General features: G+C 73.6%; 22 protein-coding genes. 7 read left to right on the plus strand and 15 right to left on the minus strand.

Annotated elements, in window-relative coordinates; all coding sequences use genetic code 11:
* Positions 1–36: 36 nt before the first annotated feature.
* From SA2016_RS05890 to SA2016_RS05925, 8 genes are all read right to left on the minus strand, one after another.
* Positions 37–585 (minus strand): dihydrofolate reductase family protein, encoded by a 549-nt coding sequence (locus SA2016_RS05890; RefSeq protein WP_066496493.1) that lies wholly within the window; start codon positions 583–585, stop codon positions 37–39.
* Positions 586–630: 45 nt separating this feature from the next.
* Complete coding sequence (locus SA2016_RS05895; RefSeq protein WP_066496495.1) at positions 631–2607, minus strand: APC family permease; 1977 nt, start codon at positions 2605–2607, stop codon at positions 631–633.
* Between the two features lie 96 nt (positions 2608–2703).
* The gene (locus SA2016_RS05900) at positions 2704–3015 is read right to left on the minus strand and encodes a hypothetical protein (RefSeq protein WP_066496498.1); all 312 of its coding nucleotides are present in this window, start codon (positions 3013–3015) and stop codon (positions 2704–2706) included.
* A 77-nt stretch (positions 3016–3092) separates the two neighbouring features.
* On the minus strand, positions 3093–3527 hold the full coding sequence (locus SA2016_RS05905; RefSeq protein ID WP_066496500.1) for a universal stress protein: 435 nt from the start codon (positions 3525–3527) through the stop codon (positions 3093–3095).
* Between the two features lie 85 nt (positions 3528–3612).
* Positions 3613–4263, minus strand: coding sequence for an SDR family oxidoreductase (locus tag SA2016_RS05910; RefSeq protein WP_066496507.1), 651 nt, complete (start codon positions 4261–4263; stop codon positions 3613–3615).
* Between the two features lie 97 nt (positions 4264–4360).
* Positions 4361–4828 (minus strand): GbsR/MarR family transcriptional regulator, encoded by a 468-nt coding sequence (locus SA2016_RS05915; protein WP_066496510.1) that lies wholly within the window; start codon positions 4826–4828, stop codon positions 4361–4363.
* Positions 4825–6447, minus strand: a complete 1623-nt coding sequence (locus SA2016_RS05920) for an ABC transporter permease (protein WP_141305689.1) — start codon at positions 6445–6447, stop codon at positions 4825–4827. The genes SA2016_RS05915 and SA2016_RS05920 overlap by 4 nt, the downstream gene beginning before the upstream one ends.
* Before the next feature lies 1 nt (position 6448).
* Positions 6449–7447 carry an ABC transporter ATP-binding protein gene (locus tag SA2016_RS05925; protein WP_066496513.1) on the minus strand — a complete coding sequence of 333 codons (999 nt, stop codon included), beginning with the start codon at positions 7445–7447 and terminating at the stop codon, positions 6449–6451.
* A 97-nt stretch (positions 7448–7544) separates the two neighbouring features.
* On the opposite strand from SA2016_RS05925, the gene SA2016_RS05930 reads away from it, so the two are divergent.
* Entirely contained in the window at positions 7545–8549 is a 1005-nt protein-coding gene (locus tag SA2016_RS05930) for an adenosine deaminase (protein ID WP_066496518.1), read from the plus strand.
* Here SA2016_RS05930 and SA2016_RS05935 read toward each other — a convergent pair.
* Genes SA2016_RS05935 through SA2016_RS05945 form a run of 3 tightly spaced genes read right to left on the minus strand, consistent with a single transcriptional unit; the run spans position 8470 to position 11269 of the window.
* Positions 8470–9258, minus strand: coding sequence for a copper homeostasis protein CutC (locus SA2016_RS05935; RefSeq protein WP_084249345.1), 789 nt, complete (start codon positions 9256–9258; stop codon positions 8470–8472). The genes SA2016_RS05930 and SA2016_RS05935 overlap by 80 nt on opposite strands.
* On the minus strand, positions 9243–10019 hold the full coding sequence (gene nagB, locus SA2016_RS05940; RefSeq protein WP_066496520.1) for a glucosamine-6-phosphate deaminase: 777 nt from the start codon (positions 10017–10019) through the stop codon (positions 9243–9245). Before nagB ends, SA2016_RS05935 begins: the two co-directional genes overlap by 16 nt.
* Before the next feature lie 2 nt (positions 10020–10021).
* Complete coding sequence (locus tag SA2016_RS05945) at positions 10022–11269, minus strand: PTS transporter subunit EIIC (RefSeq protein ID WP_066496521.1); 1248 nt, start codon at positions 11267–11269, stop codon at positions 10022–10024.
* Positions 11270–11384: 115 nt separating this feature from the next.
* On the opposite strand from SA2016_RS05945, the gene SA2016_RS05950 reads away from it, so the two are divergent.
* Both SA2016_RS05950 and SA2016_RS05955 read left to right on the plus strand, forming a co-directional pair.
* Complete coding sequence (locus SA2016_RS05950; protein ID WP_257125852.1) at positions 11385–11714, plus strand: PTS sugar transporter subunit IIB; 330 nt, start codon at positions 11385–11387, stop codon at positions 11712–11714.
* Positions 11714–12181: a PTS sugar transporter subunit IIA gene (locus SA2016_RS05955; RefSeq protein WP_066496524.1), complete on the plus strand. Its 468-nt coding sequence runs from the start codon at positions 11714–11716 to the stop codon at positions 12179–12181. Before SA2016_RS05950 ends, SA2016_RS05955 begins: the two co-directional genes overlap by 1 nt.
* 40 nt (positions 12182–12221) lie before the next feature.
* Here SA2016_RS05955 and SA2016_RS05960 read toward each other — a convergent pair whose 3' ends face one another.
* The gene (locus tag SA2016_RS05960; protein WP_066496527.1) at positions 12222–12971 is read right to left on the minus strand and encodes a GntR family transcriptional regulator; all 750 of its coding nucleotides are present in this window, start codon (positions 12969–12971) and stop codon (positions 12222–12224) included.
* Between the two features lie 99 nt (positions 12972–13070).
* Between SA2016_RS05960 and SA2016_RS05965 the strand changes: the two genes are divergently transcribed.
* A complete protein-coding gene (locus SA2016_RS05965; RefSeq protein ID WP_066496529.1) occupies positions 13071–13730 on the plus strand; it encodes an HAD-IA family hydrolase in 660 nt (219 codons plus the stop codon).
* Between the two features lie 29 nt (positions 13731–13759).
* Here SA2016_RS05965 and SA2016_RS05970 read toward each other — a convergent pair whose 3' ends face one another.
* On the minus strand, positions 13760–14116 hold the full coding sequence (locus tag SA2016_RS05970) for a TfoX/Sxy family protein (RefSeq protein WP_066496531.1): 357 nt from the start codon (positions 14114–14116) through the stop codon (positions 13760–13762).
* A gap of 38 nt (positions 14117–14154) precedes the next feature.
* On the opposite strand from SA2016_RS05970, the gene SA2016_RS05975 reads away from it, so the two are divergent.
* Positions 14155–15078, plus strand: a complete 924-nt coding sequence (locus tag SA2016_RS05975) for an NAD(P)-dependent oxidoreductase (protein WP_257125853.1) — start codon at positions 14155–14157, stop codon at positions 15076–15078.
* 31 nt (positions 15079–15109) lie between these two features.
* Here SA2016_RS05975 and SA2016_RS05980 read toward each other — a convergent pair whose 3' ends face one another.
* Complete coding sequence (locus SA2016_RS05980) at positions 15110–15778, minus strand: hypothetical protein (protein WP_229710971.1); 669 nt, start codon at positions 15776–15778, stop codon at positions 15110–15112.
* A gap of 105 nt (positions 15779–15883) precedes the next feature.
* Between SA2016_RS05980 and SA2016_RS05985 the strand changes: the two genes are divergently transcribed.
* Together SA2016_RS05985 and SA2016_RS05990 are read left to right on the plus strand one after the other, a co-directional pair.
* Complete coding sequence (locus SA2016_RS05985; RefSeq protein ID WP_066496536.1) at positions 15884–16597, plus strand: type 1 glutamine amidotransferase domain-containing protein; 714 nt, start codon at positions 15884–15886, stop codon at positions 16595–16597.
* A gap of 97 nt (positions 16598–16694) precedes the next feature.
* A complete protein-coding gene (locus tag SA2016_RS05990; protein ID WP_066496539.1) occupies positions 16695–17816 on the plus strand; it encodes an alcohol dehydrogenase catalytic domain-containing protein in 1122 nt (373 codons plus the stop codon).
* Positions 17817–17855: 39 nt separating this feature from the next.
* Here SA2016_RS05990 and SA2016_RS05995 read toward each other — a convergent pair whose 3' ends face one another.
* The gene (locus SA2016_RS05995; protein WP_066496541.1) at positions 17856–19382 is read right to left on the minus strand and encodes a CYTH and CHAD domain-containing protein; all 1527 of its coding nucleotides are present in this window, start codon (positions 19380–19382) and stop codon (positions 17856–17858) included.
* Position 19383 lies beyond the last annotated feature (1 nt).

Consider the following 19383-nt stretch of genomic DNA (forward strand, 5'->3'; position numbering starts at 1 on the left):
CGGGGGCGTGCGGGGGCCCCGGAGAGCCGGGCGGAGCTAGGTGCGGACGGTGTAGTGCACGTACACGAAGCGGCCGATCCGGCGCTCGTCGACGAGGTCCAGATCCAGCCTCGCCTCGGGCAGTGCGGGGGTCCCGCCGCCCACCGCGACGGGGGCGATGAACAGCCGCACGTCGTCCACGAGCCGCGCCCCGAACGCCTCCGCGGCCAGCCCCGCGCCGCCGACCTCGAGGTCCGTATGCTCCTTCAGCGCCCGGACCGCGGCCGGGTCGAAGCTGCGCTCGAGGCGGGTGCGCGCCGTCGTGACCTCCGGCAGCGTACGCGAGTAGACGATCTTCTGCGCTGCGCGCCAGATCTGCGCGAAGTCGCGGACGACGCCGGCGGGGCCGGCATCGATGACCGGGTCCGCCCAGGCGCGCATCACCTCGTAGACCCGCCGGCCGTACAGGTACGTGCCGACGGGCCGGAGGATGTCATTCACTGCCGCGTGGACGTCCTCGTCCGGCTCCGCCCAGTCGAAGGTGCCGTTGCGGTCGGCGATGTAGCCGTCGAGGGACGCGAGGTTCATGTAGAGGAGCCGGCCCATGGCTCCACTGTCGGCTCCGGGGCGCGCCCCGGCAAGGGCCCGCGCTCAGCCCACGTGGACCCAGGGCCGCTGCGTGACGTCCGGGACGGCCTGGCGGAGGACCTCCCGGGTCACCGGGGCGATCTCGCCCTCGCCGAAGAACATGAAGCGCAGCAGGTTGCGCACCGGGTTGCCCTCTGTCCAGCGGAAGTAGATGTGCGGCATGAGGCCCGTGACGTCGCGGATGTGCAGCAGCACCGAGGCGATGGTGTTGGGGACCACGGGCCCGTGGACCTCCAGGACCCGGTAGCCGTGGCGCATCACCCCGTGGACGTCGAGCTCGGTCTCGAAGTCCGAGGAGTCGTCCACCGTGACCTCGAGGAAGATGACGTTCTCGTCGAGGGGCAGGTGGCTGACCTCGCTCGCGGACGCGAGCTTGTCCCGGTACGCCTGGCTCGTGAGCCTGAGCGGCTCGTGGGCGATGATCTGGATCGGCCCGGATTCCGCCGAGGCGATGAACTCGATGGCCTTCTCGTCGAAGTGGATGCGCGTGGCGTGCAGTTCGAAGGAGCGCCGGGCCCGCGAGATGAAGGAGATGACGATGATGGCGGCGATGAAGATCGCGGCGATCTGGATGCCCTCGGGACGCTCGATCATGTTCGCCGCGGTGGTGTAGACGAACACGGCGGCGATCGTCCCGAACCCGATCGTGAGCTTGCGTTGCCCGCGGTGCCGCGCGGAGAGCGTCACCGCGATGGCGGCGGAGGTCATCAGGACGAGGACCCCCGTGGCGTAGGCGCCGCCCTGGGCCTCGACGCTGGCCCGGAAGATGAGGGTGACCATGAACGCGACGAACGTGAACACCAGCACGAGCGGCCGCGTGGCGCGCGTCCACTGGGGCGCCATGCCGTAGCGGGGGAGGTAGCGGGGCACGAGGTTCAGCAGGCCCGCCATGGCGGAGGCGCCGGCGAACCAGAGGATCGCGATCGTGCTGATGTCGTAGACGCTGCCGAAGCCCACACCCATGTACTCGTGGGCCAGGAGCGCCAGGGCGCGCCCGTCCGCCGCGCCGCCCGGCTCGAACTCCTTCTGCGGGATGAGGACCACGCTCGTGAAGCTGCTCGTGATGAGGAACGTGCTCATGATGATCGCCGCGGTGGTGAGCAGCCGCTTCGTGCCGCGGATGCGGCCGGCCGGGTTCTCCTCGGTGTCGCTCGCGTCGCCGCGGATCTGGGGCATGACGGCCACGCCGGTCTCGAAGCCGGACATGCCGAGGGCCAGCTTGGGGAAGACCAGGAGCGCCACGGCGACCATGAGGATGGGGCTGCCGTGCGAGGTGGTGAGTGCCTGCCACCAGTTGCCCACCAGGACCGGGTGGGCGAGCGCCTGGCCGAAGGTGACGACCACGAGGACGGCGTTGAGGATGAGGTAGGCGCCGACGAGGACGACGGCGACGCCGATCGCCTCCTTGAACCCGCGCAGGAACACGGCCGCGAGCAGCGCGAGGAGCACGAGGGTGACCACGAGGTTCTGGTCCTGCAGCCATCCGGGCACGAGCGGGTTCGCGATCAGGTGGGCGGCGGCGTCCGCGGCGGAGAGCGTCATGGTGATCATGAAGTCCGTCGCCGCGAACCCCAGCAGCGCGAGCACGAAGAACTTCCCGCCCCAGCGGGGGAGGAGGCGTTCGAGCATCGCGATGGAGCCGGAGCCGCTGTGGCTCTCGACCGAGACCCTGCGGTAGACGGGGAGCGCGCCGAAGAGGGTGACGATCACGAGCACCACCGTGGCCAGCGGGGACAGCACCCCTGCCGCGACCACGGCGATGGCCGGTGCGTAGCCGAGGGACGAGAAGTAGTCCACGCCGGTGAGGCACATGACCTGCCACCACCGGTGCTTCTTCTCATGGCCCTGCGGTATGGCGTGGGGTCCTTGGTGGACGGCCTGGGGCTGCTGCAGATCGTGCAGCAGCCAGGCCCGGAACGAGTGTGCCCTGGTCTCCCGCCCGAATCGGGGTTCGGCGGGTGGGCGGCTCAACGTGGTCACCGGGGGTACCTTCCTGCTCGCGCCGCTGGTGCGACAGCCGAAAACGTACCCCGTCCCGGGCTCGCCAGACCCGGAGTTTTACGGGATCTTTATGGCTCAGGCGGCCGCCGGCTCGGGACAGAGGACGAACACGTCCCCGCGGACGCCGATCCGCACCGCTTCGCGGACGGGCAGCGTGCTCATGACGTCGAGCCCCACCGCGAGCGTCCCGGAGCGCCGTTCGTCGCTGCGCGGGCTCCACAGGACGGAGCGCTCCACGCCGTGGACGGAGACCGTGACCACCGCGGGGGCGGTGGGGAACGCCGTGAGCGCGCTGCCCGGAATCCTCAGGACCTCCGAGGTGCGGTCGGATTCGGTGACGGGCTGCGAGGCCACCACGCGCTCATAGTCGTTCTCCCACGTCTGCATGCCTCAACGACTATCACAGACGGTTCACGGGCGGCGGGCGGCTGGCCGCGGAGGCCGGCCGGCCGCCGTCGTGCGCGTCAGGGCTGGGAGCCCACCGTCTTGACGATGTAGACGTCGCACGGGGCGGAGTGCGCCACCTTGTTCGCGACGCTGCCCAGCAGCCTCCCGAGGCCCTGCATCCCCCGGTTGCCGACCACGATCATCTGCGCATCGAGCCGCTCCGCCTCGGCGACGATCGCCTCGGCCGGCTTGCCGCGGGCGGCGGAGTAGGTCACCGTCAGGCCCGGTGCCTCGAGCGCACTGGCCGTCTGCTTCGCGATCGCGACGGTCGTGTCGGCGTCCGAGACGATCCACGTGTCGCTGCCGCTGCCGAGGACCTCGGTGCGGTCGGTGTCGAACGCGGAGACGATGTGCAGGCGCGCCCCCAGTGCCACGGCGAGCTGCTTGGCCCGGGCGGCCGCGCGCTCGGCGGTCTCGCTTCCGTCGACGCCGACCACGATGGGTCCAGTCATGATGTGCCCCTCCTCAAGGATGACCTGATGTGGCCACCGTACCCGGCGCCGGGGCGGGGCTGGGCGAAGCGGCCCGTCCGGCAGGTCAGAGCGAGGCGAGGGCGTCCGCGATCGGAGTCTCGCCCTGGTTGAACCCGACGAACTGGCGCACTGTGCGCGGCTCGTGCAGCACGGCTGCCGCGACCGCGGCGACGTCTTCCCGGCTCACGCTGCGCGAGTCGGAGGGGTCGGCGAGCTCGATCCTGCCGGTGCCGGGGTCGGACGTGAGCGTCGAGGGGCCGAGGATAGTCCAGTCCAGCGACGTCCCGCGGAGGTGCTCGTCCGCCGCCGCCTTGGCCTCGGCGTAGTGGAAGAACGGGTTCGACTCGGGGACGCCGTGGTCGGGACGGGCGCCGAGGTAGGAGACCATGATGTAGCGCGGCACGTCCGCGGTCGAGGCGGCGCGCATGGAGCGGATCGCGGCGTCGCGGTCCACGGCGCGGGTGCGCTCGGGGCTGCCCCCGCCGGCGCCGGCGGACCACACGACCGCGTTGTGTCCGCCGAGGATCTCGGCCAGGCCCTTCTCATCGAGCGACTCGACGTCCGCGACGACGGCCTTGGCCCCGGTCGCCTCGACCTCGGCCACGTGCTCGGGGTTGCGGACGATCGAGGTGACCTCGTCCCCGCGCTGGACGAGCAGGGGTGCGAGGAGGAGGGCCACCTTGCCGTGGCCTCCGATGATGGCGATGCGTGACATGCGCTGCTCCTTCTTGCCGGTGGGCTCAAGACCACGTCCCACCTTGCCACGGCGGGGGCCTTCCGCCCACTTCCGTGACCGCTCCGGCGCCGCGGGCCTACCCCCGCCGTTCGGCCTCCCACTCGTCGAGGAGCCCCGGGATCCGGCGTGTCAGGAAGCGGTAGAAGTCCGCCGTCTCCTGGGCCCGGGCCCGTGCCGGGCCGTCGGGGAGCTCGTCCGCGAGGGCGGCCGAGAGCCCCGCGAGCCGCTCGTACACGGGGTTCTGCCGCAGCGTGGCCACGTACCACGGGTCCTCCGGGAGGGCGTAGCGGTCGCGGCGGCTGCCCGGCTGCGAGACCCGGTGGACGAACCCGACCGTCTGCAGGTAGCGGACGGCGCCGGAGACCGCGGCCGCGCTCACCCCGAGTGCGTGGGCGAGTTCGGCGGCGGTCAGCGCGCCCTCGTCCGAGGCCACGAGGGCCAGGAGGGCCCGCGCGGGCATCTTGGGGAAGCCGGCGGCGGCCATGACCGCCGCGGAGGCCTCGGCCGCGTCGGCGAGGCGGGGCTGCTCCGGATCCGCGCTCATGCCGAGCCGACCTCGCGCCGCCGCATGAGGGCGAGCGCCGCGGCTGCGGCGGCCACCGCGATGCCGAGCATCCAGAACCCGCCGGTCCAGTCGGTCCCTCCCGGGCCCGGGACCGGAGTGTGCGAGAACGGCGAGAGGTCCTGGAGGGACCTGTCGACCCCGATGAGGCCGCCGAACACGCCCAGCAGCACGGCCGCCCCCAGGAGGGTCCACCCGGCAGGGATGGTCGCCGGCGGCCACAGCACGAACACGAGGGCCGGCACGGAGAGGAAGATCAGCGCGGCGGGGATCTGGTCGATGGCGGTCATCCACACCTCGCCCACCGTCGAGGAGGTGTCCCCCGAGGCGACGAGGGAGGCCCACGCGCCGAGGGCCGTCAGGAGCAGCACGGCGACGAGGGTGAACGCGCCGAGGGCGAGGTAGTCGGTGAACCACCGGACGCGGCCGAGCGGCTGCGACACGAGCCAGCCCCCCGTGCCCGAGGCCTCCTCCTGGCGGGCCCGGACCACGGCCTGGAGGGCGCACGCCGCGGCGAGGACCCCGGCGAGGAGGAAGAAGACCGAGACGAGGAGCTGGGAGGTCGAGGCGCCCTCGGCCGCGAGCATCTTCCGCAGCGCCGCGGTGGTGTCGGCGTTCGCGCTCGTGATCGAGGCGACCGCCGATCCGAGGCCGCCGGTGAGCAGCCCGGTCACGAGCCCGCCGGTGCACCAGCCGATGATGGACCCCATCTGGAGCCGCGCGGCGAGGGCGAACGAGCCGCGCAGGGCGCCGCGCGCGTCGGCGCGGCCGCTGCGCCCGGCGAGGAGCGAGGCGCCGACGTCGCGGCGGTCCATGACCAGCGCGGTGGCCACGGTGCACATGGCCCCGAGGGCGAGCGGCAGCACGAGCGGCCACCAGCGGTCGCCGGTGAAGGCGAAGGTCTGCTGGCCCCAGCCGATCGGCGAGATCCAGCTCGGCCACCCCGCTGTCATCGACATGCCGTCCGCACCCGGGGTACCGGCGGCGTCGCCGAAGCCGCGCAGCAGGTAGGCCACGAGCACGAGCGAGGCCGAGACCGCGTTCGCGCCGCGGGAGGTGCTCATGAACTCACCCGCGAGCAGGCCGATGCCGAGGAAGGCGATGCCCACGGCGCCGGCGGCGGCGCCGGTGAGGACTGATCCGGCGGGGTCGAGATTCCCGGCGATGAACGCCAGGGCGATGAGGGCCCCGGCGAGGACGTTCGCGACCACGCCGTGCAGGACGGTCGCGGCGAGCGGGAGCATGCGCCCGGCTGGGGTCGCGGAGACCAGCTCGGAGCGCCCGGCCTCCTCCTCGGCCCGGGAGTGCCGGACCGCCATGAACGTGCTCATCCACCCGGTGAGCATCGCGAGGAAGGTGTAGATCTCGAAGAAGGTGAACGCGCCGAGCCCTGGCCCGCGGGCCAGGCCGCGGAAGATGAGGATCTCCGGCGTCGCGAGCGCGACCTTGAGGATGCTGGACTGCTCGGCGACGTCGCCGTACGTCTTGGCGACGGCGGCTGCCGCGAACGCCGCCATCGCACCCGTGCCGATGACCCAGCCCGCCAGCTGCCAGCGGTCCCGGCGGAGCCGCTGCCGGTAGAGCGTGAGGAAGGTGCCCATCTCAGGCTCCCGCGCCGGTGGCCGAGCGGTGGCGCCGCGGCGGGCGGCCGGCGTCGTGCTCCCCGTTCTCCTGCCGGGCGACCGTGTCGCCGTAGTGCCGCAGGAAGAGCTCCTCGAGCGAGGCCGGCGCGATGAGGAGGCCCTGGACGCCCAGGCTGCCCAGCACGGGCAGGACCCCGGCGACCTGGTCGGAGTCGGCGCCGAACTTGACCCGGCCGTCCGCGACCGTGAGGTCGTGGACCTCGGGCCGCAGCCCGAGCGCCGCGGTGTCGATGTGGCTGGCTGTGCCCGGGGATCCGGCGGAGAACGAGATCTCGGTGCGGGTGAGGTGCCGGAGCGAGTCGAGGGTGCCGCCGTCGACGATCCTCCCGGCGCGGATGATGCTCACCCGGTCGGCGAGCCGCTCGACCTCCGAGAGGATGTGGCTCGAGAGGAGCACCGTGGCCCCGCTCTGGGCGAGCACGCGGACCTCGCGGGTGAACACCGCCTCCATGAGGGGGTCGAGGCCGCTCGTGGGCTCGTCGAAGAGGTACAGCTCCGCGTCGGTCGCGAGCGCCGCGATGAGGGCCACCTTCTGGCGGTTCCCCTTCGAGTAGGCTCGGCCCTTCTTGGTGGGGTCGAAGTCGAAGGTCTCGCACAGCTCCTTCTTGCGCGCCCGGTACCGCGCAGGATCCGCGGTGCCGCCGCGCAGCCGGGAGATGAGGTCGATCGCCTCGCCGCCGGAGAGGTTGGGCCAGATGCTCACGTCGCCCGGGATGCTCGCGATGCGGCGGTGCAGCTCGACGGCGTCCGTCCACGGGTCCCCGCCGAGGACCGTGGCCGTGCCCGAGGTGGCCCGCGCGAGCCCGAGGAGGATGCGCAGCGTGGTCGACTTCCCGGCGCCGTTGGGCCCGAGGAAGCCGTGGATCTCTCCCCGGGCCACCTGGAGGGTGAGGCCGTCGAGGGCGTGCACGCGGCCGAAGTGCTTGTGGAGCTCGGCGGTGGAGATGACGGTGTCCATGCCCGCAGTGTGCGCCGGCTTCACGGAATTGTGAATCTTCAGAAGCGCAAAGATTCCGCAAGGGTCCGTCCCCCTCGCGTGTGCGAAGGTAGAGCGCATGACGTCCCCCGCCCTGACCCTCCCCAAGGCCGAGCTCCACCTGCACGTCGAGGGCACGCTCGAGCCCGAACTCGCCTTCGAGCTGGCCGCCCGCAACGGGGTGCGGCTCCCGTTCGACTCGGTCGAGGAGCTGCGGGCCGCGTACCGGTTCACGGACCTGCAGTCCTTCCTCGACCTGTACTACGCGTGCATGGACGTGCTGCGCACGCGGGAGGACTTCCGCGACCTCGCCGCAGCCTACCTGCGCCGGGCCGCGGCCGAGGGCGTGCGGCACGCCGAGCTGTTCTTCGACGCCCAGGCCCATGCCGCCCGTGGCGTCCCGTACGCGGAGATCGTGGCCGGGCTGCGCGAGGCGCTCGACGACGCCGCGCGCCAGGGCGTCACCGGCGGCCTCATCCTGTGCTTCCTCCGCGACGCCCCGGTGGAGGAGGCCGAGGCCGTGTGGGCCGAGGCAAAGCAGAGCCCGGGGGAGCTGCTCGGCGTGGGCCTGGACTCGGCCGAGGTGGGCCACCGGGTCGGGCCGTTCGCGCACATCTTCGGCGAGGCCCGAGAGCTCGGCCTGCACGCCGTGGCGCACGCGGGGGAGGAGGGCGGCGCGGACTACGTCTGGGAGGCGCTGCGGGAGCTCGGCGCGGAGCGGATCGACCACGGCATCAGGTCCCTCGAGGACCCCGAGCTGGTCCGCCACCTCGCCGAGGAGCACGTGCCGCTGACCGTGTGCCCCTTCTCCAACGTGCGCCTGCGGGCCGTGGACACGCTCGCCGACCATCCCCTGCCGGCCATGCTCGCCGCGGGCCTGCATGTGACCGTCAACTCGGACGACCCGGCGTACTTCGGCGGCTACGCGGGGGAGAACCTCGCCGCCGTGGCCGAGCAGTTCGGCCTGGGCCGCGCGGAGCTGGCCCTGCTGGCCCGCAACTCGGTCACCGGCAGCTTCGCCCCCGAGGCCCGGCGGCGCGAGCTCCTGGCCCAGGTCGACGCGTGGGAGACCTCGGCCCGCTAGCCACCGCCCGGGCGATGGCCGCCGCAGCCGCCGGGTCGATCGCCCCGTGCGCCCCGCGCGCCGAGGCGTGCACCGCGTGCACGCCGGCGTCGACCAGCGCGGGCACGAGGCCGGCGGTCACCCCGCCGCCGGCCATGATCTGCAGGTCCGGCGCGTGCTCCCGCGCCAGCACGACGAGGTCGCGCAGGCCGCGGAGCCCCTGGCCGCAGTCCGGGGCGCCGGCGCTGGTCAGCACCCGGTCCGCCCCGGCCGCCGCGAGCCGGGCGAGGGCCCCGGCGGGGTCCGCGCCCCCGGCCAGCGCGGCGTCGAACGCGCGGTGGAACGTCACCTCCGCGCTGGGCTCCTGTCCGCGCACGACGCCGGCCGCCCGCCGGAGCGCCTCGGCGTCGGGGCCGCCGTCGGGCGCCAGCATCCCCACGACCACCCCTGCCGCGCCGGCCCGGAGGGCGAGGACGCAGTCCCGCTCGATGGCGCGCGCCTCCTCGGGCGAGTAGGCGAAGCCGCCGGGCCGCGGGCGGACGAGCACGTGCACGGGGAGCCCCACCGCGCAGGCCGCCTCGATCGTGGCCTGGCTCGGCGTGATGCCGCCGGTCGCGGCCAGCGCCGCGCACAGTTCCACGCGCGCGGCGCCCGCGGCGGCCGCGATCCGCACCCCGGCGGCGGACTCCACGGCGAACTCGAGGGCCGGCGAGGTCAGAAGCCCTGCCACGCCGGCTTCCGGCCGTAGGTGTACTGGTAGTACTCCGTATGCGCGAGCTCCGCGGCCGCGGCCGCGTCGACGAGCACCGTCACGTGCGGGTGCAGCTGGAGGGCCGAGGCGGGGCAGATCGCGGCGACGGGGCCCTCGACGGCGGCCGCGACCGCAGCGGCCTTCGCCTCCCCGAGCCCGAGGAGCAGGAGGTGGCGCGCCTCGAGGATGGTGCCGAGCCCCTGGGTCAGGACGTGCTCGGGGACCTCGTCCGGGCTGGCGAAGAAGCGCGCGTTGTCCCGCCGCGTCTGCTCGGTGAGGGTCTTGATCCGGGTGCGCGAGGCGAGCGAGCTCATGGGCTCGTTGAACCCGATGTGCCCGTCGGTGCCGATGCCGAGCAGCTGGACGTCCACCCCTCCGGCGGCGGCGATCGAGGCCTCGTAGCGGGCGGCCTCGGCGGCCGGGTCGGCGGCCTCGCCGTCGAGCCCGTGCACGGCGTCCGCCGCGAAGTCCACGTGCCCGGCGAACTCGCGCCGGATCACCGAGCGGTACGACTCGGGGTGCGCAGCGGGCAGGCCCACGTACTCGTCGAGCAGGAACGCCTGGGCCTCGGCGAAGCTGAGGCCGTGCCGGTGCCGTTCGATGAGCTCGCGGTACGTGCCCAGCGGGGTGGACCCGGTCGCGAGGCCCAGGACCGAGGGGCCGCGGCGCACCCGCTCCTCGATGATGTCCGCGGCCGTGCGCGCCACGGCGTCGGGGTCGGGAAGGACGATGATCTCCATGCCTACTTGGCCGCCTCGGTCTCGACCGTGACCTCGTCGTCCTCGCGCCCCGGCGTGCGCAGGTTCCAGCGCTTGATCACGAACGAGAAGAGGAAGTAGTACACGAGGCCGTAGCCGATGCCGATCGGGATGAGCAGCCACGCGTTCTGGGCCTTGCCGAAGTTGAGGATGTAGTCGATCAGGCCGGCCGAGAACGTGAAGCCATCGTGGATGCCGAGGGCGTTGACCAGGGCCAGCGAGGTCCCGGTGAGGAACGCGTGGACGATGTACAGCGGGAACGCGACGAACATGAACGAGTACTCGAGCGGCTCGGTGATGCCCGTGAGGAACGCGGTGAGCGCGGTGGAGAGCATGATGCCGCCCACGATCTTCTTCTGCGACGGCTTCGCGTGCCGCCAGATGGCCAGCGCGGCGGCCGGCAGACCGAACATCATGATCGGGAAGAAGCCGGTCATGAACACGCCCGCGGAGGGGTCGCCGGCGAAGAAGCGGTTGAGGTCGCCGCGGACGAGGTGGCCGGAGGCATCCGTGTAGTCGCCGATGAGGAACCAGACCACGGAGTTGAGGATGTGGTGCAGGCCGGCTGGGATGAGCATGCGGTTGGCGAACCCGTACACGCCGCCGCCCACCACGGAGTTCGAGGCCACGGCCTGGCCCACCCACGAGAGGGCCGAGTTGAAGAGCGGGTAGAGCAGGGAGAGCACGACGCCGGTCACGAGGCTGGTCACGGAGGTCAGGATCGGCACGAGCCGGCGTCCGGAGAAGAAGCCGAGGAAGTCGGGCAACTTGGTCCGGTAGAACCTCTGCCAGAGGCTCGCGGAGAAGAGGCCGACGATGATGCCGGCGAGGACGCCGTAGTTGATGACCGCCGGCTTGCCGGTCGGGTCCACCTGCCCGGCGAGGACGATCGGGGACATGGCCTTGAACACGCCGTCGATCACCATGTAGCCCACCACCGCGGCGAGCGCCGTGGAGCCGTCGGCCTTCTTCGCCCAGCCGATCGCGATGCCGACGGCGAAGATGAGCGGGAGCCACTGGAACACGGCGTTGCCGGCGGCCGAGATGACCGCCGCGCCCTGGCCGAAGCCGGGGATCGCGCCGAGGAGGTCGGCCTGTCCGAGGCGCAGGAGGATGCCCGCGGCGGGCAGGACCGCGATGGGCAGCATGAGCGTGCGGCCGAGCCGCTGCAGGGTCGCGAAGACCACGTTGGGCTTCTTTTCCGGCGCCTGGGCCGAGGTGTCAGTCGACATGGGATGCACCTTTGCGGGTTCGGGTCTGGGGGTCTTGTGGCCAACCGGTCTCTGCCGGTACTGTCTGGTTATGACCAGTTCAGTGTGAGACGGGCCACCGGGGGGTGTCAAGGGGGTGACCCCGCCGGCAGTACCGCCCACACTGGTCACAGACGGGAACCGGCTGGTCCCGGCATCACCGTCAGACCAGCAGCACAGTCAGAGAGGACATGCCATGTCGAAGGCAGAGAAGATCGTCGCGGGCCTGGGCGGCGCCGCCAACATCGTCGAGGTGGAGGCGTGCATCACGCGCTTGCGGACCGAGGTGAAGGACGCCTCGCTCGTGGACGAGTCCGCGCTCAAGGCGGCCGGGGCGCACGGCGTGCTCGCGGCGGGCCGCGCGGTCCAGGTCATCGTGGGGCCCGAGGCGGACACCCTCGCCGAGGACATCGAGGACCTCCTCTGATGGCCCAGGCGCTCGTGGTCCTGGCCCCGCTCGCGGGCCGCTCCCTGCCGCTCGCCGAGGTGCCGGACCCCGTGTTCGCGGCCCAGATGGTCGGCTCGGGCGCGGCCGTCGAGCCGCCCGCGGGCGAGCGGTTCGAGGTCGTCTCCCCGGTGGCGGGAACGATCGTCAAGCTCCTGCCGCACGCCTTCGTGGTGGTCGACGGCTCGGGCCGCGGCGTCCTCACCCACGTGGGGATCGACACCGTGAAGCTCAAGGGCGAGGGCTTCGAGCTGCTCGCCGCCAAGGGGGACACGGTCGACGCCGGCGCGCCCGTCATGCGGGTCGACCCGGCCGCCGCGGTGGCCGCCGGCTACTCGATGGTGAGCCCCGTCGTCGTGCTCGACACGAAGCCGGACACGGCGACCGTGCTGGCCTCCGGCCACGTGGACGCCGGGGCCGAGCTGTTCTCGGTCAACGGCGCCGGCTGAGGCAGCCCGGCAGCTGGGCGCGGCCGGAGCACCGGCGAGCCTACAGCCGCACCTCCATGCTGAGCGCGTACCGGTCCGAGCGGTACCACGAGCGGGCATGCTCGATCGGCAGCTCGCCCGAGTAGGAGACGCGGTTGAAGAACAGGATCGGGGCGCCGGTCCCGGTGCCCAGGAGCACGCCGATGTCCGAGGGTGCCCCCTCGGCGCGGACGGTCTGGCGGGCGCGGTCGATCTGGTGGCCGAACTCGGTGGCGAGCGCCTTGTACACCGAGCCGGTCAGGTCGATGCCCAGGAGGCCCGCCGCGTGCACCGGGTGGTACCAGGCGTCGTCGACGCTCACCGGGCGGCCGTCGGCCAGCCGCAGGCGCCGCAGATGGATCGCGTCGGTGCCCGGGGCGAGGCCGAGCGCCTCGGCGGTGTCCTCGGGCGCGGCCGACTGTTCGGCAGTGAGCACCACGGTGCTGGCGGTGAGCCCGCGGCCCTCCATCTCCTGGGTGAAGGAGGCCAGGTGGAGGGTGGACTGGATGGCGGAGTCCGCCACGAAGGTGCCCTTGCCCGGGGCGCGCACCAGGTGCCCCTCCGTGACGAGCCGGCCGATCGCGGCGCGCACGGTGATGCGCGAGACCCCGTAGGCGTCCATGAGCGCCCGTTCGCTGGGCAGCCGGTCGCCCGGGGCCAGCTCCTCCTTGGCGAGCCTGAGGATGATCGAGCGCAGCTGCTCGTGCTTGGGCACGCTCGAGTTGTTGATGGCGCCGCCCGCGGCCCGCACGTCAGACTCAGTCGCTGGCACCGGGGCCTCCTCGCTCGTGGTTCGCTACTCGTGGTTCGATCCAGATAGGACCACTAGGGGGATTATGCCATGTACCGTGGTGACACAGGAGGAGGATCCATGACCTTTGAGACCGTTTCCGCCCGCGCCGTCCTGCTCGACATGGACGGCACGCTCGTGAACTCCGACGCCGTGGTCGAGCGGCTCTGGGCCGAGTGGGCCGCCGAGCAGGGCCTCGCCTGGGACACCGTGGAGCCGCTCATCCACGGCCGGCAGGGATGGCTGACCATGTCCCTGCTGCTGCCGGAGCGGGCGCACGCCGCGAATCTCGCCGACGAGGCGCGCATGCTCGACGCCTCCCGCGAGGACACCGCCGGCGTGGTGCCGGTGCCGGGCGCCGCGGAGCTCCTCGCCGCGCTCGCGGGCATCCCGCACGCCCTCGTCACCTCCGCCGACGACGACCTCGCGCGCCGCCGCATGGCGGCCGCGGGGCTGCCCTTCCCGGAGCTGGCCGTGACCGCCGAGATGGTCGCCGCGAGCAAGCCCGACCCCGAGGGCTTCCTCCTCGCCGCCTCGAAGCTGGGCGCGCCGGCGGCCGAGTGCCTCGTCCTCGAGGACTCGGAGGCCGGGATCATGGCCGGGCTCGCCGCAGGGGCGAGGGTGCTCGGCGTCGGCGGGCGCGCCGCGTCCTACGCGCCGACCTACTGGGTTCCGGACCTGACGGCCGTCACCCTAGAACGGGCGGACGACGGCGCCGCCCTCCTCATGCTCGCGGGCTGAAGGTTCCGCGTCCGCCGGCTCGCGGCCCGCTACTTCGGGGGCCCCTGCTTCGGCGGCAGCGACGCCGCGTAGTCGACCCCGATCCGCACCCAGCGGGCAAGGTCCTCGTCCGCGGCGACCGCGGCATCGTCCACGCGCAGCCAGCCGTCCATGGGCCTGCCGCGCATCACCGCGCGCTCCACTCCCGGATGGGCGCACAGCGCATCGCTCGCCGCCGGGTCGGCGCGCAGGAGCAGGCCGCCCCGCGCCGCCGCGCTTACGGCCATGTTCCCGCCGACGAGGAAGGCGAGGCCTCCGAACATCTGCTGCTCCGTGGCGCCGCGGGCGCCGTCGATCCCGGCCAGGACAGCGCGGATGCGGTCCGCCAGCTCGTTGCAGTACACCACGCGCCCATGGTCGCAGGGGGCTCGGCCGCGGACAATGGGTGACCGCGGCGGTTCCCGGGTACGAGAACCAGCGTTTGGACGAGGCGACACAGGAGGACTACATGGCAACCACGGCAGCAGTGCTCGGGACCGGCATCATGGGCGCGGGGATGGCGAAGAACCTGGCGAAGGCGGGCTTCGACGTCGTCGTCTGGAACCGCAGCCATGACAAGGCCGCGGCGCTCGCGGACAGCGTCTCGCGCGTCGCCGAGAGCCCCGCGGACGCGGTCTCCGGGGCCGACATCGTGGTGACGATGCTCTTCAACGAGGACGCGGTCGCCCAGGTCATGGGCGAGGCGCTGCCCGCCATGAAGGACGGCGCGGTGTGGGTACAGAGCGCCACCGTGGGCGTCGACGGGGTGCAGCGGCTCGCCGAGCAGGCCCGCGCCGGCGGGGTCGACTTCGTGGACGCCCCGGTCGTCGGCACGCGACAGCCCGCCGAGGACGGGAAGCTCGTGGTCGTGGCCGGCTGCCCGTCCGACCTGCGCGAGGCCGTCAGCCCCGTCTTCGACGCGGTCGGGGCGAAGACGGTGTGGGTCGGCGACCAGCCCGGCGACGGGCAGCGGCTCAAGCTCGTGATGAACTCCTGGGTGCTCACGATCGTGGGCGGCACGGCCCAGGCGATCAGCCTCGCCCGCGGGCTGGGGATCGACCCGCAGCTCTTCCTCGACTCGATCGCGGGCGGCGGGACGGACAGCCCCTACGCCCAGCTGAAGGGCAAGGCCATGATCGCCGGCGAGTTCCCGCCCGCGTTCCCGCTCGACGGCGCCGCGAAGGACGCCGGGCTCATCGCCGACGCCCTGCGCGCCACCGGGGTGAGCCCCGAGCTGATGGACGCGCTGCGAGGCCGCTTCGAGGCGGGCATCGCCGCAGGCCACGGAGGCGAGGACATGGCCTCCGTCGTCGAGGCGTTCCGGCAGTAGGCGCCCCCGGACGCCCGGGGGCGGCCCGGGCTCAGGACCGCGCCCTGCGGTAGGAGTGCTCGCGCAGGCGGCGCGTCCATCCGTACGTGCCGGCCGTGGGCAGCGGGCTGAGCAGGGGGTCGAAGCGCAGCTCGGTGTCCACGACCGCGCCGTCGGGGCCGAGGGCGGGCACCAGGTGCAGCGCGCCGAAGCGGTGCCAGCGGCCCAGCGGGGTGGCCCAGGAGAGCGCGAGGTTCCACGTCGCCGTGTCTTTGACCCGCCCGGGCGCCCCCGGGTCGGGGCCGAGCGTCCGCGCCCCGATGAGGACCGGGCCGTGCGGACCCCGGTACGGCATGAGCGAGGTCAGGGCGGCGGCGCCCACCGTGCGGTGCGCCGTCAGGCAGAAGCGGCCGGGCACCCGCCAGCCCGTCGAGGCGAGCAGGAGGTCGGCGGCGCCGTCGTCCGTGGGGAAGCGCATCGCGAGCCCGAGGATGTCCGGCCAGCGCACCGGCAGGCCGAGCGAGCGGGACAGGCGCGCCGCCACCGTCCTCGAGGAGGGCGTGTCGAGGAAGGGGATGCCCGAGGCGCCCCCGGTGATCTCGAGCGTCCCGTTCATCGCAGCGCCCTGCGGGTGGATGGGGCGGTCCGGCCGGAGGGCCTTCACGGCGCCGAAGCCGGCGGCGAACAGGCGCCCGAAGGCGGTGGTCGGGTGGTGGGCCATGGCAGCGTCCCTCTCGGATCGGTGGGGCGGCGGAGCCGGTGGGTCACTCGGCCACCGTCTGGGTAATACCCACCGGCATCCCAGCAACCGAGACGTGGAGGAAGAATGAGCAGGATCTTGATGATCGTCACCGGCGCCACAGAGCTCCGCCTCGCCGACGGCACCTCGCACCCCACCGGCTTCTGGGCCGAGGAACTCGCCACCGCCCGCCGCGAACTGACCCGGGCCGGCCACTCCGTCGTGATCGCGACGCCGGACGGCGTGACCCCCACCCCGGATGCGGTCAGCCTCGACGCCGAGCAGGTCGGCTCCCAGGAGAAGGCCGACGACCTCGCAGCCTACCTCCGCGAGATCTCCGGGGAGCTGGAGGCCGCGGTGCCCATCTCCTCGGTGGACGCCTCCGAGTTCGACGCCGTGGTGCTCCCCGGCGGCCACGGCCCCATGACCGACCTCGCCTTCGACCCGCACACCGGCCGCGTGCTCGCCGCGGCGGACGCGGCCGGCACGGTCATCGCCCCGTTCTGCCACGGTCCGGCAGCCCTCCTGGCCGCCAAGGCCGAGGACGGCACCAACGTGTTCGCCGGGCGGCGGGTGACGGCGTTCACCGACGAGGAGGAGCGCACGGGCGGCACGGGTGAGAAGACCCCGTGGTGGGTCGAGTCCGCGCTGCGGGACGCCGGCCTCGAGGTCGAGACGGCGCCGGCCTGGAGCGACCACGTGGTCGTGGACGGGAACCTCATCTCGGGCCAGAACCCCCAGTCGAGCGCGTCCGTGGCCCGCGAGGTCATCGAGGCCCTCGGGCGCGGCACCGCCGGCTGAGGTTCCGGGCGCGCCCCGCCGCCCGCGCGGCGCTTGGCGGGGCGCGCCCGGCCTGCTTGACTGCCAGCAGCACACCCGTCCCGCCGAAGGAGTCCGCATGCCCGCCACCCGCCCCATCCGCGGCGCCGTCCTCAACAGCATGGGCGCCGAACCGCCCTACGCGGACTCGCGCCCCATCACCGTGGACGAGCTCGAGCTGGAGGGCCCCGGCCCCGGCGAGCTCATGGTCCGGATCGAGGCGGCCGGGCTGTGCCACTCGGACCTGTCCGTGGTCAACGGCTCGCGCCCCCGCCCGCTGCCCATGCTCCTGGGGCACGAGGCCGCCGGGATCGTGGAGGAGGTGGGCGACGGCGTCGAGTCCGTGCGCCCGGGGCAGCGCGTGGTCATGACGTTCCTGCCGCGCTGCGGCGAATGCGCCGCGTGCGCCACCGAGGGCAGGCTGCCCTGTGAGCGGGGCAGTGCGGCCAACGCGGCCGGCACCCTGCTCACCGGCGCGCGCCGGCTCACGCGCGCGGGGGAGACGGTCCAGCACCATCTGGGGGTCTCCGGCTTCGCGACCCACGCCGTGGTCGACGAGCGCTCCGTGGTCCCGGTCGGCGACGACGTCCCGCCGCACGTCGCCGCGCTGCTCGGCTGCGCCGTGCTCACCGGCGGCGGCGCGCTGCTGAACGCGGGCAGGATCACGCCCGAGACGACGGTGGCCGTGGTGGGGCTCGGGGGAGTGGGCATGGCGGGGCTGCTCACGGCGCTCGCGACGGGGTGCCGGGTCGTGGCGGTGGACGCGCAGGAGTCCAAGCTCGCCACTGCCCGCGAGTGGGGCGCGGCGGAGGCCCTCACGCCGGCCGAGGCGATGGAGCAGGGCGTGGAGGCCGACGTGGTCCTCGAGGCGGTGGGGCACCCCCGCGCGTTCGAGACCGCCTACCGGCTCCTCGGCCTCGGCGGCACGCTCGTGACCGTCGGGCTGCCGGCCCCCGGCGCGACCGCTCAGATCGAGCCGCTGCAGCTCACCGCCAAGGCCCAGACGGTGGTGGGCAGCTACCTCGGCTCGGCGGTGCCGAAGCGGGACGTGCCCGCGTTCGAGCGGCTCTGGCGCGAGGGCCGGCTCCCGCTCGAGCGGCTCGTCTCGCGCCGGATCGGCCTCGAGGAGATCAACGAGGGCATGGATGCGCTCGCCTCGGGCTCGGTGATCCGCCAGGTCGTGACGTTCGACGGCGCGTAGCCGCCCCCGCGCGGACCTCGCCCGGGCCCCGGCTCCGGGTCAGGCGTGGGCGTCGAGGAACTTGGCCCAGTCGCGCCGGAACCGGGCGCGGGCCTCGGCGGCGCGCTGCTCCTCGAGTGCGTGCAGGCGCCCGAAGCTGAACGCGCTCTCCCCGCTGGCCTGGGCGGCGGCCGCGAGCTCGAGCAGGTGGGCCCGGCTCACCACCGTGTCCTGCAGCTCGCCGAGCGTGTCCTGGATCCGCTCGGCGGACGCCGCGAGCCTGCTGGCGCGCTTTCCGAGGACGGGCTCGGCCGCCTCTCCCGCATAGCGCAGCCGCTTGGCGCTCTTGCGCACCTCGTGGAGGGCCGCCTCGAGCGCGGTGACGTCCGCGGCCTCGGCGCCGTCGAGGTCCTCGGCGACCCGGACGGCGTCCTGCAGGCGCCGGACGTCCCTCGCGAGCCGGCGGGCCACCGCCTTCCGTGCCGTCTTCCGGCCGCGGTCGGTGAGCGGGGGCGCGTCGAGGAAGGCGTCGAGCGAGTCGAGGAGGCGGAGGTAGCGCTCGCTGTCCAAGGCGACCAGGCCGGCGTCGTGCGCCTGCCGGTAGCGGAAGTCCGACTCCTCCTCGATCCGCGCCAGGACCGGGCCGAGCAGCAGGGCGGCCGGCTGGGAGGCCGCCAGATCGGCCAGCCGCGCGCGCATGACCTCGACGTCCCGGGCCCCTCCGACCGTGCCCGCGAGCCACTGGAGCTCGTCGCGGAGCCGGTTCGCGGCGTCCGCGTCGACGAACTTCCGGAACGAGGCGAGGGCCGAGCGCATGCGGCGGGCGCTGACGCGCAGCTGGTGCACCGCGTCGGGGGCGTCCAGGCGGACGCCGGGGTCACGGGCCAGGAGCTCCTCGGCGTGCTGGCGGAGGTAGGCCAGGAGCACGACGCCGGCCTCCCCCTTCCGCTCGGGCGTCGCCTGCTGTGGGGCGGCGTGCTGGAGCGCGGGCCCGAGGGCGCGGACGAGCTTGGAGGGGAGCGCGGCGGGGTGGATGCCGGCGGCGGCGAACAGCTCGTCGGCCGCCTCGAGCAGGTCCTCGGAGCCCGTGACGAGTTCGAGCTCCCATTCGCGCCACCGCTGCCCGGGGCCGATGCCCGGCGGGACCTGGGACTCGACATGGTCGTCGCTGAACTCGGCCAGGGCATGGCCGGCGGCGTCGAAGAGCTCGGTGGCGGTGCGGCGGGTGGACAGGCGTGCGATCGGCACGAGTCCGGCGCCGCGGGTGTGGGCGGCGACGAGGTTCCTGAGCCGGTCCGGGACGGTTGCGGTGTCCAGGCGCAGGGGCTCGTGGATCTCCTGCCGGGCGCCCGAGGCGGCCGGGAGCTTGAGGTGCCAGCCGGCGTCCGGGCCGCCGGTGCGGCGGCGCAGGGTGATCCGGTGCCGGGCCAGGGCGAAGTCCTGGGTGTCGAAGTACACGGCATCGAGCTGGCGGGTCTGGGGCGTGCCGATCCGGTCGACGCCGGGGAGCCCGGCGAGGTCGGGGACAGGGGTGTCCGTCTCGACGCTGTACTTGCGTTCTACCTCGAGGGCGTCCTGGCCGGCCATG

Origin of the sequence: Sinomonas atrocyanea, from assembly GCF_001577305.1 — a bacterium.
Taxonomy (GTDB): Bacteria; Actinomycetota; Actinomycetes; order Actinomycetales; family Micrococcaceae; genus Sinomonas; species Sinomonas atrocyanea.

Bases quoted from the DNA above. Each gene is read 5' to 3' on its own strand.
- SA2016_RS05985 (WP_066496536.1), top strand. From the start codon at position 15,884: ATGAGCAGGATCTTGATGATCGTCACCGGCGCCACAGAGCTCCGCCTC.
- SA2016_RS05995 (WP_066496541.1), bottom strand. From the start codon at position 19,382: ATGGCCGGCCAGGACGCCCTCGAGGTAGAACGCAAGTACAGCGTCGAG.
- SA2016_RS05890 (WP_066496493.1), bottom strand. From the start codon at position 585: ATGGGCCGGCTCCTCTACATGAACCTCGCGTCCCTCGACGGCTACATC.
- SA2016_RS05945 (WP_066496521.1), bottom strand. From the start codon at position 11,269: ATGTCGACTGACACCTCGGCCCAGGCGCCGGAAAAGAAGCCCAACGTG.
- SA2016_RS05955 (WP_066496524.1), top strand. From the start codon at position 11,714: ATGGCCCAGGCGCTCGTGGTCCTGGCCCCGCTCGCGGGCCGCTCCCTG.
- SA2016_RS05900 (WP_066496498.1), bottom strand. From the start codon at position 3,015: ATGCAGACGTGGGAGAACGACTATGAGCGCGTGGTGGCCTCGCAGCCC.
- SA2016_RS05930 (WP_066496518.1), top strand. From the start codon at position 7,545: ATGACGTCCCCCGCCCTGACCCTCCCCAAGGCCGAGCTCCACCTGCAC.
- SA2016_RS05965 (WP_066496529.1), top strand. From the start codon at position 13,071: ATGACCTTTGAGACCGTTTCCGCCCGCGCCGTCCTGCTCGACATGGAC.
- SA2016_RS05925 (WP_066496513.1), bottom strand. From the start codon at position 7,447: ATGGACACCGTCATCTCCACCGCCGAGCTCCACAAGCACTTCGGCCGC.
- SA2016_RS05905 (WP_066496500.1), bottom strand. From the start codon at position 3,527: ATGACTGGACCCATCGTGGTCGGCGTCGACGGAAGCGAGACCGCCGAG.
- SA2016_RS05910 (WP_066496507.1), bottom strand. From the start codon at position 4,263: ATGTCACGCATCGCCATCATCGGAGGCCACGGCAAGGTGGCCCTCCTC.
- nagB (WP_066496520.1), bottom strand. From the start codon at position 10,019: ATGGAGATCATCGTCCTTCCCGACCCCGACGCCGTGGCGCGCACGGCC.
- SA2016_RS05920 (WP_141305689.1), bottom strand. From the start codon at position 6,447: ATGGGCACCTTCCTCACGCTCTACCGGCAGCGGCTCCGCCGGGACCGC.
- SA2016_RS05915 (WP_066496510.1), bottom strand. From the start codon at position 4,828: ATGAGCGCGGATCCGGAGCAGCCCCGCCTCGCCGACGCGGCCGAGGCC.
- SA2016_RS05990 (WP_066496539.1), top strand. From the start codon at position 16,695: ATGCCCGCCACCCGCCCCATCCGCGGCGCCGTCCTCAACAGCATGGGC.
- SA2016_RS05980 (WP_229710971.1), bottom strand. From the start codon at position 15,778: ATGGCCCACCACCCGACCACCGCCTTCGGGCGCCTGTTCGCCGCCGGC.